General features: G+C 62.7%; 11 protein-coding genes. 2 read left to right on the plus strand and 9 right to left on the minus strand.

What is annotated here, in order from left to right; translation table 11 throughout:
- Positions 1 to 5: 5 nt before the first annotated feature.
- Positions 6 to 1,253, minus strand: coding sequence for a threonine ammonia-lyase (locus EP837_RS02245; protein WP_066524103.1), 1,248 nt, complete (start codon positions 1,251 to 1,253; stop codon positions 6 to 8).
- Positions 1,254 to 1,350: 97 nt separating this feature from the next.
- On the opposite strand from EP837_RS02245, the gene EP837_RS02250 reads away from it, so the two are divergent.
- The gene (locus tag EP837_RS02250) at positions 1,351 to 2,220 is read left to right on the plus strand and encodes an NAD(P)-dependent oxidoreductase (protein WP_066524104.1); all 870 of its coding nucleotides are present in this window, start codon (positions 1,351 to 1,353) and stop codon (positions 2,218 to 2,220) included.
- Positions 2,217 to 3,911 carry an amidohydrolase gene (locus tag EP837_RS02255; RefSeq protein WP_197486295.1) on the plus strand — a complete coding sequence of 565 codons (1,695 nt, stop codon included), beginning with the start codon at positions 2,217 to 2,219 and terminating at the stop codon, positions 3,909 to 3,911. The genes EP837_RS02250 and EP837_RS02255 overlap by 4 nt, the downstream gene beginning before the upstream one ends.
- Here the strand turns inward: EP837_RS02255 and EP837_RS02260 are convergent.
- From EP837_RS02260 to EP837_RS02295, 8 genes are all read right to left on the minus strand, one after another.
- The gene (locus EP837_RS02260) at positions 3,908 to 5,650 is read right to left on the minus strand and encodes an MFS transporter (RefSeq protein WP_066524106.1); all 1,743 of its coding nucleotides are present in this window, start codon (positions 5,648 to 5,650) and stop codon (positions 3,908 to 3,910) included. The genes EP837_RS02255 and EP837_RS02260 overlap by 4 nt on opposite strands.
- On the minus strand, positions 5,651 to 6,403 hold the full coding sequence (locus EP837_RS02265) for an FkbM family methyltransferase (RefSeq protein ID WP_066524107.1): 753 nt from the start codon (positions 6,401 to 6,403) through the stop codon (positions 5,651 to 5,653). It abuts the gene before it with no gap.
- Complete coding sequence (locus EP837_RS02270) at positions 6,400 to 7,545, minus strand: glycosyltransferase family 4 protein (RefSeq protein WP_066524110.1); 1,146 nt, start codon at positions 7,543 to 7,545, stop codon at positions 6,400 to 6,402. Before EP837_RS02270 ends, EP837_RS02265 begins: the two co-directional genes overlap by 4 nt.
- Complete coding sequence (locus EP837_RS02275; RefSeq protein ID WP_066528540.1) at positions 7,542 to 8,828, minus strand: hypothetical protein; 1,287 nt, start codon at positions 8,826 to 8,828, stop codon at positions 7,542 to 7,544. Before EP837_RS02275 ends, EP837_RS02270 begins: the two co-directional genes overlap by 4 nt.
- 29 nt (positions 8,829 to 8,857) lie before the next feature.
- Positions 8,858 to 9,610, minus strand: coding sequence for a class I SAM-dependent methyltransferase (locus EP837_RS02280; RefSeq protein WP_066524111.1), 753 nt, complete (start codon positions 9,608 to 9,610; stop codon positions 8,858 to 8,860).
- A 63-nt stretch (positions 9,611 to 9,673) separates the two neighbouring features.
- Positions 9,674 to 10,807: a glycosyltransferase gene (locus EP837_RS02285; protein ID WP_066524112.1), complete on the minus strand. Its 1,134-nt coding sequence runs from the start codon at positions 10,805 to 10,807 to the stop codon at positions 9,674 to 9,676.
- Positions 10,807 to 12,156, minus strand: a complete 1,350-nt coding sequence (locus EP837_RS02290; protein ID WP_066524113.1) for a sugar transferase — start codon at positions 12,154 to 12,156, stop codon at positions 10,807 to 10,809. The genes EP837_RS02285 and EP837_RS02290 overlap by 1 nt, the downstream gene beginning before the upstream one ends.
- 101 nt (positions 12,157 to 12,257) lie before the next feature.
- On the minus strand, positions 12,258 to 14,153 hold the full coding sequence (locus tag EP837_RS02295) for an XrtA/PEP-CTERM system amidotransferase (RefSeq protein WP_066524116.1): 1,896 nt from the start codon (positions 14,151 to 14,153) through the stop codon (positions 12,258 to 12,260).
- Positions 14,154 to 14,163 lie beyond the last annotated feature (10 nt).

The raw sequence follows: 14,163 nt of genomic DNA on the forward strand, positions 1-14,163 counted from the left end.
CGCGATCAGGCGACCTCGATCGGGGCGACCTCGTAACCTGCTTCACGAAGGGCGGCGATCAGGCGATCAAGATGATCGCCATCGCGGGTCTCGCACTCGACGTCGAGGCTCAAGCCCTTGGCCGGGAGGTTCGTGAAGATGCGCTGGTGTGACAGCTCCAGGATGTTCACCGCTTCCTGGTCGAAAATGCGCGCGACGTGGAAAAGTGCCCCCGGTCGATCCTGAAGGATGATGCGCAGCCGCGCCAGACGGCCTGAGCGCGCCAAGTCACGCAGTAGCACGTTCGCCAGCAGGCGCGTATCGATATTGCCGCCGGTCAACACGAGGCCGACATTGCGGCCCACGAACATATCCTTATGCGTGATCAGCGCCGCGAGGCCAGCGGCTCCCGCACCTTCCACCACCGTCTTTTCGATCTGGAGCAGCAGGCTGACCGCTTCCTCCAAATGACGCTCGCTGACCAGCAGTACGTCATCCGCCAGACGTTCGACGAAGCGGCGGGTGAGTTCGCCCGGCTCCTTCACCGCGATGCCTTCGGCGAGCGTGTCGCCGTCACAGGCGAGCTTCGCGCCCTTGATATGGCTGTACATCGACGGATAAAGCTCCGCCTGCACGCCATAAACCTTGATATCCGGCTTCATCGCCTTGGCAGCTGTTGCCATGCCGGAAAAGAGCCCGCCGCCGCCGATCGGGATGATCAGCGTATCGATCTCCGGCGCATCCTCCAGCATTTCCAGCGCGACAGTCCCCTGCCCCGCCATGATGTCAGGCTCGTCAAAGGGATGGACGAAGGTCAGCCCATGTTCCTTGGCAAGCTGGCGCGCATAGGTGCTGGCGTCGTCGAACTTCTCGCCGTGCAGCACCACGGTCGCGCCATGCCCTTGCGTCTGCGTGACCTTCACCGTCGGGGTGGTCACCGGCATGACGATCGTCACCGGCACGCCCAGTCGGCGACCATGATAGGCAAGGCCCTGCGCGTGATTGCCGGCTGAAGCAGCGATTACGCCCTTCTCCTTCGCCGCCTTCTCCAACTGAAGCAGGCGATTGAGCGCCCCGCGCTCCTTATAGGCGGCGGTGAACTGAAGATTTTCGAACTTCAGGAAAACCTTGCAACCAAACATCTCGGACAGCGTCTGGCTGACCAAAGTCGGCGTATGAACGACCGCGCCCGAAATCCGCACGCGCGCCGCCAATATGTCATCGACGGTAACGGGGAGCGGCATCGCGCTTTCAATCTTGCTCAAGGTGTTCATGGGGTCGCCCCTAGCTTAATTTTGCTGCGGAAGGAACTGGCCCTCATCGAAAACTCGCCCTATGGCAAAAGGCTACGCGGCTAACTGTACGAGGCATATGGCTAATATCGCGTTTATCGGTCTGGGCATCATGGGCGGCCCGATCGCCGGGCATCTGGCGAAGGCCGGGCACAAGCTGACCGTCTATAATCGCTCCATCGGCAAGGCGAAGCGCTGGGCGGAAGCCTATGGTGGCGCGGTCGCGGTGAGTCCCGCTAAAGCGGCCGAGGATGCCGAGATCGTCATCAGCTGCGTGGGCACGGATGATGATCTGTCACAGGTCACGGTAGGCCGCGAAGGCGCATTCCGCACGATGAAGCCGGGCGGATTGTTCGTCGATCATACTACCGTGTCGGCGCGGATTGCACGGCAGTTGTTCGTGGAGGGCGAGAGCCGGGGCCTGCACTGCGTCGATGCACCGGTGTCGGGTGGCCAGGCAGGCGCGGAAAACGGAAGGCTCTCCATCATGTGCGGCGGCACGAAACCGGCAGTCGAAGCAGCGAAGATCGTCATGCAATCCTATGCCGCGCGTATTGTCCATGTCGGCGGCGCCGGATCGGGCCAGACCACCAAGATGGTGAACCAGATATGCATCGCCGGCGTTATCCAGGGCTTGTCGGAGGCGCTGCGCTTCGCCCAGGCGGCGGAGTTGGACCTCGACAAGGTGTTCGAGGCCGTTTCGGGCGGGGCGGCGCAAAGCTGGCAGATGGACAACCGTTGGAAGACGATGGCCGAGGATAGTTTCGATTTCGGTTTCGCGATCGATTGGATGCGCAAAGATCTGGGTCTGGCTCTGGAGGAAGCGCGCGCTAACGGCGCGACGCTGCCGGTCACAGCACTGGTCGATCAATTTTACGCCGATGTGCAGGCGATGGGCGGCAACCGTCAGGATACAAGCGCGCTTGTGCGGCGGATCACACGGGCATGAAGCGAGCTTTGTTGGCGGCGGTCGCCGCGCTTGTGTTGCCAGCGGCCGCCTTTGCGTCGGGCGTCATCGACAATGTGAACGGCATCGCTCTGGACTCGACCGGCAAGGTCGTTCGCTTTCGGGCACTGATTATCGATGACGAGGGCAAGGTCGAAAGGCTGCTACCCGGCCGCTATGAAGCCCCGCCCCCCAAGAAGAAGCTGAAAAAGGGCGAGTCTTGGCCCAAGGGTCCCGACTTTCAACTGGACGGCGGCGGCAAGACGCTGATCCCCGGCTTCATCGATTCGCATGTCCATGTGATGGCGCTGGGCCTCTCCCAGATCACGCTCGACCTGTCCACGGCGCGCTCATTGGCCGAAGCACAGGCCCGGATACGGGAATATGTAGCGGCCAATCCGGGACGTAAGTGGATCATCGGGACGGGCTGGAACCAGGATCTTTGGGGCCTCGGCCGCTTCCCCACCGCTGCCGAACTGGATGCAGTCGCGAGCGACGTGCCGGTGTGGCTGGAGCGCGTAGATGGCCATGCGGGCTGGGCCAACTCAGTGGCGATGCGCGCGGCCAACGTGACCGCCGCGAGCAAAGCGCCCCCAGGGGGCCGGATCGAGATGGCGGGCGGGAAGCCCTCCGGCGTCTTTATCGATAAGGCGATGGACCTCATCCAGCGTGCGGTCCCCGCGCCTGCGCCCAAGGACCGGGACATCGCGCTCGAGAAGGCACAGCAGCAATTGCTGGCGAACGGCGTCACCGCCATCGCCGACATGGGAACCAATATTGAGGATTGGCAGGCTTTCCGGCGATCGGCTGACCGGGGTGCATTGCGCGTCCGGATCATCTCCTATGCGCTTGGCCTCGACAATATGGTGCTGATCGCCGGACCAGAGCCGACACCCTGGCTATATGACGACCATCTGCGGATGGGCGGGCTGAAGCTCGGGCTCGACGGCGCTCTGGGATCGCGCGGGGCATGGCTGAAGACGGATTATGCCGATGCCGCCGGGCAACGTGGCTATCCGCTGATCCCCGCCACCCAGTTGCGCAATGTCATGAGCCGTGCGGCGATGGACAATTTCCAGATCGCCGTAGATGCCACAGGGGACGCGGCGAACAGCGAATTGCTCGACGCGATCACGGAACTCAGCGAGACCTACAAAGGCGATCGGCGCTGGAGAATCGAACATGCGGAGATCGTCGATCCCATCGACCTGCCCCGCTTTGGGCAGAATGCCGTCGTCGCGTCGATGCAACCTGCCCAGCAGCCATCCGACTGGCGCATGGCAGCGGCGCGGGTCGGCGAAGCACGGCTGAAGGGCGCCTATGCGTGGAAGGCCATGACAGACAATCGCGTCCCTCTTGCGTTCGGATCGGGCGCACCGGGCCAGAGCGTCAATCCCTTCACCGGCATGGCCGTCGCGATGAGCCGGGAGGATGCGGCAGGCGAACCGGCTGGCGGATGGATGCCGCAGCAGCGCGTCAGCTTCGAAACCGCGCTCAACGCCTATACGCGCCAGGCGGCTTATGCGGCGTTTGCCGAGAAGCGATTCGGCAGCCTATTGCCGGGACAACGCGCGGACTTCCTGCTGATCGACCGGGATATCTCTCTTGCCCGCCCGGCGGACATACGCGCCGCCCAGGTGCTGGAAACATGGATCGGCGGAAAGCGCGTCTATATGAAGGGCGTCAAACCCTAAAGCACATCGCCCGAGGCATTGAACGCGTCCTCGATCGTCTCGGGCAGAGGCGGCAGCACCGGCTTGTCGCACCCTTCCGCCTTCATATGCGCACGCAGCGCGTCCATGCGGCCCAGGTTCCACCGGGCCAGCGGCACACCCAGCGGACGGAACTCGGCGCGGTCGAACAGTTCGACCACATAATGCTCGCAAAGCTCATCGACCTGATTCAGCGTAAGCATGCCAAGGTTCATGACCATTGGCCGTCCCGGCACGCCATCGCGCCCGCGCACCAGATCGGTAACGTAAAGTCCGCCGCGCGGATCGACGAGCACGACATCGGCCTTGGAAGCGTCGATCATGCGATGGCTGGCGGCATAGGGCGCAACGAAAACATGCGTGCGCCAGACGAGAAACGCACTCATGACTAGAGTGATCACCACGCCAAGATAGAGCGACCGCATCGCCGCCGGACGGAAGCGCGCCCATCCCAGCCCTGCCAGCAGGCAGAAGGGACCGATAAAACCATGGGCGTAGCGAAAGCCCCAGCCATAGCCCTGCGCCAGAGCCAATGCACAACCCGCGAAACAGCCGAGCGCCAGCGGCAGGGCGATTTCCTGCCCCCTTAAAGCACTGCGCCAGCGCATCGCGAAGACGCCGAGCGTCGCCAACGGCACCATCAGGATATTGTTCCAGGCGACGAAGCGGCTGAGGTTGACCAGCGGCTGCCATCGATCACCCAGCCGCTCGAACAGGCTGCCGACTTTGTCCGCAACGCCCGCCGACGGACGGACATCGGCGGCCGGGCCAAGCGATTGCACCAGAAATCCGGGCCACAGCTTGGCCCATACAATCACGATGGCGGCGAGGACGACGATATGGAACGCCGCAGCCGTCCAGCGCCGGGCAAGCAGCATCCAAAGGATGAAAGGCGCAATGAAGATCGGGGGGAAGTGCCATTGATGCAGCCCAGCCGCCAACACCGCCACGGCCCCGGCGCTGACATGACCAATGACTCCGCCGCGCAGGACCAGCGCCAGCCAGATCATGTTGAGTGCGAAATGCCCGGTCATGGCATAGGGGGTCATCGCCGTGACCCAAAGCTGTGCGGAAGACAGGCCCAGCAGCATCGTTACCCATACCGCGTCGCGCCGAGTGGGAAAAAGATGCAGCGCCACGCGCCACAGCGCGAACAAGCCAGCCATCAGCAGCGCCGGACCCGCAAGATTTGGATCTCCCAACTGCCAGAAAAGCGCCTGGATCGCGCTGTTCACTGGCAGATATGCGGCCGTCCAGTAATCAGCCGCGCCGAAGGGCGAGAAAAACTCTGGCATGATCGCGCGGCGATAGGCTTCCCACTCCGCCGGTATGGGCCGGGCGAACAGACCTTCGCGCATATAAGCGGCGGCAAAGCGGGCGACCTCTTCATCCCGCGAGATCGAATAATTCTGAAACAGCCAATAATGCCCGGCCCAGGCGATCAGCCCGAACAAAAGGATCAGCGGCACGATAACCCGGGCGCGTGGCGCGGGCAGGCGCAGGCCCATCCCTTCGGCAAAAGGCGCAGCGAGCGTCAACAGCAGAAGCCCGCCCAAAAGCGCGGGGAAATCCTGATCCAGAAAAAGGATGACGGCAAGGCTGATGCCCTGACGATAGGTAACGTGCCACAAGAATGTCGCGCCCAGCCATAATGTCAGGCCGATTGCGCCCGCCAGCAACAGACGGCGGGCATCGACAGGCCGGGCGGGCGGAACGTACATTCAGCCTTCCTGCGACAGCAGCGCCTGATTGACGAAAATGCCGTCCATCTCGACCAGCAGCGGGAAATGCCCTTTATTGTTCGCGAAAAAGGCGGAGGGCAGGAAATTCCTGTCGCGCAGCCAATCGATCATCGCGCGATAGCCGGTGCCGCCTTCGTAGATGGGACGCACGCCAAGTTCGGTCTGCACCCCGGCCATTTCTTGTAGAGCCTGCGCGGCCCCATTGCAGACTGACAGGTCGTGGCCCTGCGTATCCATCTTCAGGAACGGCCGTGCAAAGCTGTATGCTTCGCGCAGCTCGGGAAGAAGGCCGTCGATGCGGCGGCATTGCATCTCCACAGTGCGGGTCACGCGGTTCCGATCTGCGAAGATCGCATCCTGTTCCTGCGCAGGTTTCTTAAGCGAACTGAACTGATCAGCCGCCATGATGTTGAAGCTCGCCGTACCATCGAAATCGGACAGAGCGACATTGAAAACGTGCCATTTTGCATCGGATGCCGCGCGGCGACACAGTTGGGCGAAAATGTCGGGATTGGGTTCAAACGACAGGATCGTGCCCGAAAAACCGGCGTCCTTGCGCAGCATCGTGGCATACTGCCCACGGTTCGCGCCCACATCGAACACGCAATCGACGGCAAACGCGGTCAGAAAGCGGCGCAACGCCTGAATTTCCGGATATTGATGCACTCGCCCGGCAAGAGCGAGGCGAGCCGCCAGCACACGGTCGGTTACCTCGCGGACATAGCGATTCACGCGCGTGCAGCCAGTACGGAACGATAGACGCCCATCGTAGCCAAGCCCATGTCCTTCCAACTGCCCATGCTGTCTCCATAAGCGCGCGCTGCTGCGCCTGCCGTCTGCCTGATGGCGGGGCTTTCGAGGAGCCGCAAGAGGGCTTGGGCAAGGAACTCCGCATTTCCAGCGGGCGTGCGGATCGCGACATCGTCGCGCAGCGCGGCGAACATGCCGACGTCCGATGTCACCATCGCCTTGCCATGGTGAAGCGCCGAGAGAAAAGCGCCGCTTGAATCGATCTGGCGATAGGGGAAGATGATGGCGTCCGCCTTCACCATATGCGCGTCAAGCCGCGGTTCGGTGAGGAAGCCCAGATCAGTGACCAGCCGATCGGCAAAACCCGCTGTCCGGACCCTCTCCAGCACGGGAGTGATATCCATGAAGGGCTTCCCCGCTATCGCCAGTTCAAACTGGCGCCCCGCCTGCCACAAGGACAAGCATGCTTCGATCAAAACATCGATGCCCTTATAGGGCCTGATCGTACCGAAGAAGAGAAAGCGCGGCGCTGTCGGCTGAGGAACCGCCGCGATATCTGCGGGTGTCGCTGGCGCCAACTGCATCGGAGGGTGCGGCGTCACATGGATGCGGCGAGGATCGATGCTTTGGGCCTCCAGCGCACGGCGCGTTGTATCGCCATGGACGATGAGCGCATCGAAAAAATCCAGCAGCGCGCGATAACCGCTCCCCTGCACACCCGCGTCCGCATGATAGGCGTCGGCATTATGGACCGTGTGGACCAGCGCCGTCCGTCCTTTCAACCGGCGCAGCAGCAGGCGGTCGGCTGGCGCGAGAGGGAGCCACTGAAAATGGGCCACCTGTGCGCTTGCCAGTTCCTTTAGACCTCCCAATGCGCAGGCGGCCACATATTCCGCAGCCTTGATCAGCCGGAAGGCCCGCCCCTCGCCCAGCCGCGCGCGCAGCGCTTCGCTGCGCCGGAAGAAGTGAGGACTATAATGATAGCCGCAGGGCGCAACGGCGTCAGTCGGCCGCATGGGGCGAGCGAGCAGCCTCACATCCGCGCCTTCGTCTCCCAAGGCTGCGCACAGGCTGTCATCGTAGCGACCCGTGAACAGCGACGGATCGACCATCGCTACCTTCATGGCCGCGCTCCCTGAAGCAGGCGGCGGAGCGAAAGCGCATGAAGCGCCGAGACGGTCAGCAACGTCAGCGCGTAAAGCGACAGGAAGCCAAGGTCGAACCGATCGCCTAGCAGAGCCGCCAAGGGAACACTGAGCAATGATCCGGCGAGGAATGGCAAGGAGCGCTTCAGCAGGTCGGCGAAGCGTCCCAAGGCAGCCTGGATATAGACCGACACGCAGATGACCGTGAGCGCCAGCAGCGCCCCATCGATTATCAACAACTCCGTAATATCGATAGCGGCACGCCCGGCAAATAGCTTGGTAAAGAGCCACTGCCCCACCAGCAGCAAAGCGCCCGAGGCGATCAGGGCAAAGAGGAAGGCTGCCCCCAGCGCGCGGACCAGCAACTGGCGCAGCCGTGCGGCGTCGCCAGCATGGAAAGCGCGCGTGATGCGAGGCAGTGCGGCTTCGACAGTCGCACGGACGGCCATGGATAGTGCGCGCGACATCTTGAAGAAGAAGTCGAACAGCAACATCGGCCGCGCGTCCTGCGTCGCCAGCGCAATGGTGAAATAGGGCGCGTTATAGCCGACGATTTCCGAGATGGTGAACAGCGCCGAAGCGCCGATATCGTGCAAATAATGCGCGCGGACATGCACGCCGCCTCGGCGAAACGCCAGCCAATGCCGCGCCGTCATGCCAAGCCGCTTGTGAACGAGCGTGATCGCATAGCCGATGACAGTCAGGCTGATGGCCAGTTGCAGCAAAACCGAGAGGCGCGGATCAAGCCCGTTGAGGATGAGCAGCAGCAGGGCGATGGTCATTAATCGCCGCAGGCAATCCAGCGCTTCCCACAAGAAATTGCCGTCCACCGCAGCCAGCGCGCGCTTGGCGAGCAGGGCGGGCAGGTTCACGCAGGCCGACAGGAAGAAAAGGATGAAGAGCAGCGGCATCGTCGTACCCACAGCCCCGGCCACAAGCGCGACCAGCAGGATCACCAACCCGCCGAAGATCAGCATTCCCAGGAAAAGAAATAGGACGCCCATCTCTTCCAGTTGGAAGCCACCCGCTCCCTCATCCGTGTGGCCGAGCCAATGACGCCGCAGCCGGGCGTAGATAATGCTGGTGAGGCCAAACTCGGCCGAAATAGTGAAATTGCCGAAAGCGACGAGCAGCAGGAATGCCTGAAACTCGCGCAAAGGCAGGGCGCGCACGAACACATAGGTGACAGCAAAGCCCCAGATCAGCGTCAACCCGACATTGGCCAGCTTGATAAGGGCAAGGAAGCGGGCGGACCCTTCCATCCGGGCCACCGCCCTGCCGAGCGCGGCGCTCACCGCGCGGCGGCTCCTACCGGCTTGCGGGCGCGGAACAGGCGGTCGTCGAGCGCGTAAAAGTGTCGAGTATCCGGATCGATACCGCTGGCGTCGATTTCCTCCAGCTCAAACCCCGCCGCGCGAATCCGGTCGGCGAAGTCCGGCCCATATTGGCGGACATGATCCCACTGACCGAAGCGGCGCTCCCGCTCACGCGGCGGAATATCGAAACTGCCGTCCTCGGTAGGCTTGGCCCACAGCGGCACGATCAGCCAGGCTTCACCGCCGGGCTTCAGCGCCCGGTGAATATTGCGCAAAACGGCATGATCGTCCGGCACATGCTCCATGACATGGCTGGCATAGAAGAGGTCGTACCGTTCCTCGTCAGCCAGCGCCATCAGATCGACGCGCCGCATGCCCTGTACGCTGTAACGGTCCGGATCAAGATCGGCAGGCGTGTAATCGGCGGCAGTGGAGAAGCGGCGCACTAGGCTGCCTTCATTCGGGGCCATGTGCAGGATCGCGCCCTCCGCCGGCACCTGCAGCACCTTACCCTCAATGAGATGGTTCATCAGCCGCTCGCGTGGGGACGCGCCGCAATTGGGGCAGCCCCATTCGGCATTGTCGCCATAACGGAAAAAGCCCACCACGCCCCGCCCGCAGGCAGGACATGCACGGTTCGCACGCGCGCCGATCGCCTTGCGCAGCGCGAGCATGGTTCGGGTCAGATGCTTGCCGGCGGCTTTCGCCACCCGCTGGAAAGTAATCACGCCTTGGCTCCGATCAGCATTGGGGAGGGCCTATACAATATGCCCCGCTTTTGGCGAGGGGGATCAGCGCGACTTGGCCGGATTCCAGACGGTGACTGTGCGGCCGCTCATCGCCTTGAACACACCCTGGAGAGTAGCAGCATAGGCAATGAGGATATCCACCACAGCGGCTACCGGGCCACCCTTCGACCGCAGACCCAGCGCCAGCAGGATAAGGGCCAGCGTCACTCCCACCATCGCTAACAGCGGCGCGATACGCAGCGCCAGCGCGAAGGCCGCCATGACGGCGGTCAGGATGAACAGCCCGCCAAACCACCGCACGATTTTGCGCGAAGCATATTTGAAGCGATCGATGGCACTCATTCGCCGCAATTGTGGGCGCAAATGGCCGTGGGTGTGCCAGGCACGCGCCGCAATCCGAACCTTGCGCCGATATTCATCACCGCGCGCCGCAACCAGCCGTTCGCGGGCAATGACGTCCTTCGCCTTCACCAATCGCTTGCCCGCGAATATCACCGCCATGGAAACAGTAAGGTCATCAAGGACGCTGTCGGGAAAATCAGGGTAAAGCGCGCGCCGGATGGAAAAAATAGAGCCATCCGCCCCAAGCACATTGCCCGTCCGCGATTCCTCGTCCTTCAACCGCTCCTCAATGCGCCAATAGAGCGAACCGACTGACGCCGTCGCGCTCTTCCCCTCCCCCATATAGTGGAGCGAGCCCAGCACGCCGCCAACCTGCGGGTCAGCATAGCGGGCAAGAAGATTGTCGATGGCCTCAGCATCCAGCAGGACATTGGCGTCGGTGAAAATCAGCACATCACCCCGCGCCCGCGCCGCCAACCGCTTCATGCCATGGGCCTTGCCGCTGCGCCCAGGACCTTGGACCAGCGTCACCAAGTCGCCCTGCGCAGCAATCAGCGCAGCGGTGTCGTCGGAGGAGCCGTCATCGAAGGCGAGTATCTGAAGCTGCGGGTGACGTCGTTTCAGCATCGCCAGATTGGCGAGCTTCTCAGGCATCGCCACCGCCTCATTATAGGCGCAGAAAAGAAGCGATGCCGATGGCGGTTGCCCTTGCCCCGGCTGCTCCGGCCGGGTCGTCAGCATGCGCAGGATCAGGGGATAAAAAAGGAACGGCCACAGCACCGCTCCCAGGGAAAGCATGACGACCAACGTCAGGAACAGATCAATGCCGCGCATCAATAAGCCTTGTGATGCACAAGCACGCCGATCGTCGCGAAGATGATCCGCAGGTCCCGCCAGATCGACCATTTGGTGACATATTCCAGATCCGACTGAAGCCGGTCGATCAGGTCCTGATGATGGTCCGTCGATCCGCGATGGCCACGCACTTGCGCCAGGCCGGTCATGCCGGGCTTGATGCAGTGACGCTCCCAATAACGATCGTCCACCTCCCAATAGAGGCTGTCGCCTGCCTTGGCGGCTGCGGCATGCGGCCGGGGGCCGACGATGCTCATGTCCCCGCGTAGTACGTTGAAAAGCTGGGGCAATTCGTCAATGCTGGTTCGGCGGAGGAAACGCCCGACGCTGGTTACCCGATCGTCGTCCCGCGCCGTGAGCTTGTCAGCCTTGCGATCGCTTGCGTCGGTCCGCATCGACCGGAATTTGTATATGTTGAACGGACGGGCGTCGCGACCGATACGGGGCTGCTTGAAAATGATCGGGCCAGGGCTGGTCAGCCTCACCGCCAGAGCTGCGGCAATCAACACCGGAGATATGGCCAGCGTAGCCACAGTAGCAACGATTATGTCGAAGATCCGTTTGATGATGCGGTCACGGAACTGGAACGGTCCACCAGCAACGATGATCGTCGGTTGCCCATCGAACTCGTCAACGCGCGCCGGGGCGAAGCGCAACAGTTCTGGCACGACGATTTCGCCGCGCGCCGACAGGGACTTGAGCGCGACCGACCAATCGCTCATCCGCTCCATGGGACAGGCGACGATCACGCGTTCGGCCATGCCGACCGCCGCCGCAAGTCGCGCAGCCATATCGGCGTCGTGACGTTCCGGACGCAAGTTAGCGGCGTCAGCGTCAATCAACTCCATGTGCGGCCGGGTTTCGATTTCCACGCCATCCATGATGACGGCGGTAAGATGCGGCACCTCCCCCAGCAGCCGCGCGCCGAGGCGGCTGATGGCCAGCCGGACCAGCGCCACGCTGACCGCCGAAAAGCCGAGCCCTGTAATGAAGGTGAGACGGGACAGTTGCTCCGCGATCTTGCCCAGATAGACGATCAGCAGCATCAGGAGCGCTGCTTGCGCCAGGGCGAGCAGGCCGCGGACAATGCCGCGGCGGATATTATCCAGCATATGGATGCCATAAGCGCCGCCCTGCACGGCCAGCAGGATATAGAGCGGCGCGACCATCGCGAACATCACCAGGCCATGCGGCTTGCCTGGCTCACCCAGCAACGCCCCCAACACCAGCCAGTTGGCGAGCAGGAAGGACAGGAACAGCCCCGCCAAATCCCCAAGGAGGCAGAGCAGATATAGCCGCGCTCGAACTATTTCCTTCGAAACTGTCACTTGGCGTCCTGCTTGCCCTTTGCCCGATTGTTCCGTTGGCACCCGCAGGCGTGGGTTGCAAGGGGGGTGCGCGGCATCTCACCCATAGCCGAAGGGGTAATTTAAAGGCCGAACAAGCGCCCTAGCGCCTTGTCGAGCATCAGCAACTGCCAAAGCAAACGACCATGGTCAGCGATGCCCGACTTGTGGTCGGCGGCGACTTTGCCAAGCATTTTGGTGTCGAACCAGCCGGTCTTTGCGAGAGCCGATCCCCCTGCAATGGCAGTTGCCTCTCCCACAAGTGCCCCCCGAAACCAGGAACTGATCGGCGTCACGAAACCCATTTTCGGCCGGTAAAGTATGTCCTGCGGCAGATAAGGCTCCATCGCCTTCTTCATCAGATATTTGCCGCTGTTGCCGCGAATACGCTGAGTGACAGGCAGACGAGCGGCGAACTCGACGAGCCGATGATCGAGCAGCGGCTCTCTCGCTTCGAGGCTGACGGCCATGCTCATACGGTCCGTCTTGGTCAGAATGTCACCGGGCAGCCAGATGCGAATATCGGCATATTGCGCGCGATCGAGCGGATCGCGAGCGGGCGCCTGCGCCATGGCGCGGATATAGCGATCCTCGGCGCGATAGGCGCCCAGCCGACTGCGCATGTCCTGGCTGAACAGCCGCTGGCGCAGCGCATGCGGCGTGACGCTCACCGATGCCGCATAAGCTTCGCCCCCTTCCCCGGCTAGCTCCAGAAGAGTCGATTTGGCACGGAGCGGCCGAGGAGCCCAATCCGCCTTGGGATACCAGCGGCCAAGTGAACCGAACAAAGGCTGGCGAAGGGATGAGGGAATGAGCGCACGGACCCGCTCGCCCTGCATCTGGAAGCGGTGACGGCGATAACCGGCAAAGGCTTCGTCCGCCCCGTCGCCGGACAGTGCGACGGTAACCTTCTCCCGCGCCAATTCGCACACGCGATAGGTGGGAAGCGCCGACGCGTCCGCAAAGGGCTCGTCGAAATGGAAAGCAAGCGTGTCAATCAGGCCATAATCATCGGGCGACACGATCTTGGCCCGGTGATCCGTTGCGAAGCGGCGCGCGATGCGGTCGGCATAGGCCGTCTCGTCCAGGCTTGCGACGTCGAAGCCGATGGTGCAGGTCTTGATCGCCTGCGACGAAGCTTCCGCCATCAGCGCCACGACGCTGGAGCTATCGACACCGCCGGAAAGGAAGGCGCCCAGCGGCACGTCTGCGACCATGCGCGACCGCACGGCCTGCCGCATCAGGTCGATCAGCTCCTCCTCCAGCGCTTCAGGCTTCGCTTTGCTGCGCTCGGCAAAGCTCACATCCCAGTAGCGCTGCGGCTGCGGCACCGGGCGGCCTCGCACCAGGCGCAACGTCTCGCCCGCGCCCAGTTTACGCACGCCCGCCACCATGCAGGCGTCGTCGGGCACATAGCCATAGGCCATAAAATCTTCGACAGCCGCCAAATCGGGCGCGCGGCGGAGCAGCGGATGCGCAAGCAGGCTCTTCAATTCCGATCCGAAGATCAGGCTACCGTCCGACAACTGCGCATAATGAAGCGGCTTCACCCCTAGCCGGTCGCGCACCAGCCAAAGCGACTGAGCCCGCGCGTCGAACAACGCGAAGGCGAACATGCCGTGGAAGCGCTCGACACAGGCTTCGCCCCACTGGCGGTAGCCGTGCAGGATTACCTCAGTGTCGCTGTGCGTGCGAAAGACATGGCCTTTCGCCTCCAGCTCGGCCCGGACTTCCGCGAAATTGTAGATTTCACCATTGAAGGTGACGGCCAGGCTGTCATCTTCCGTCAACATCGGCTGAGCGCCGCCGCCAAGGTCGATGATCGAAAGCCGGAGATGGCCAAGGCCCACACCCGGCGCGGTCCAGATGCCGCTGCCGTCCGGGCCGCGATGCGGCATCACGTCCAGCATCACCCGCACGCGGTATGGATCGACCGGCTTAGCCGTTTCAAGATGGAAAATGCCCGCTATCCCGCACATGCGAAAGGGC

It is taken from the genome of Sphingobium sp. EP60837 (assembly GCF_001658005.1).
Lineage (GTDB): Bacteria > Pseudomonadota > Alphaproteobacteria > Sphingomonadales > Sphingomonadaceae > Sphingobium > Sphingobium tyrosinilyticum.

What these genes read in the sequence shown, in the direction of transcription:
- EP837_RS02245 (WP_066524103.1), bottom strand. Translation starts at nt 1,253, where the DNA reads ATGAACACCTTGAGCAAGATTGAAAGCGCGATGCCGCTCCCCGTTACC.
- EP837_RS02250 (WP_066524104.1), top strand. Translation starts at nt 1,351, where the DNA reads ATGGCTAATATCGCGTTTATCGGTCTGGGCATCATGGGCGGCCCGATC.
- EP837_RS02255 (WP_197486295.1), top strand. Translation starts at nt 2,217, where the DNA reads ATGAAGCGAGCTTTGTTGGCGGCGGTCGCCGCGCTTGTGTTGCCAGCG.
- EP837_RS02260 (WP_066524106.1), bottom strand. Translation starts at nt 5,650, where the DNA reads ATGTACGTTCCGCCCGCCCGGCCTGTCGATGCCCGCCGTCTGTTGCTG.
- EP837_RS02270 (WP_066524110.1), bottom strand. Translation starts at nt 7,545, where the DNA reads ATGAAGGTAGCGATGGTCGATCCGTCGCTGTTCACGGGTCGCTACGAT.
- EP837_RS02275 (WP_066528540.1), bottom strand. Translation starts at nt 8,828, where the DNA reads ATGGAAGGGTCCGCCCGCTTCCTTGCCCTTATCAAGCTGGCCAATGTC.
- EP837_RS02285 (WP_066524112.1), bottom strand. Translation starts at nt 10,807, where the DNA reads ATGCGCGGCATTGATCTGTTCCTGACGTTGGTCGTCATGCTTTCCCTG.
- EP837_RS02295 (WP_066524116.1), bottom strand. Translation starts at nt 14,153, where the DNA reads ATGTGCGGGATAGCGGGCATTTTCCATCTTGAAACGGCTAAGCCGGTC.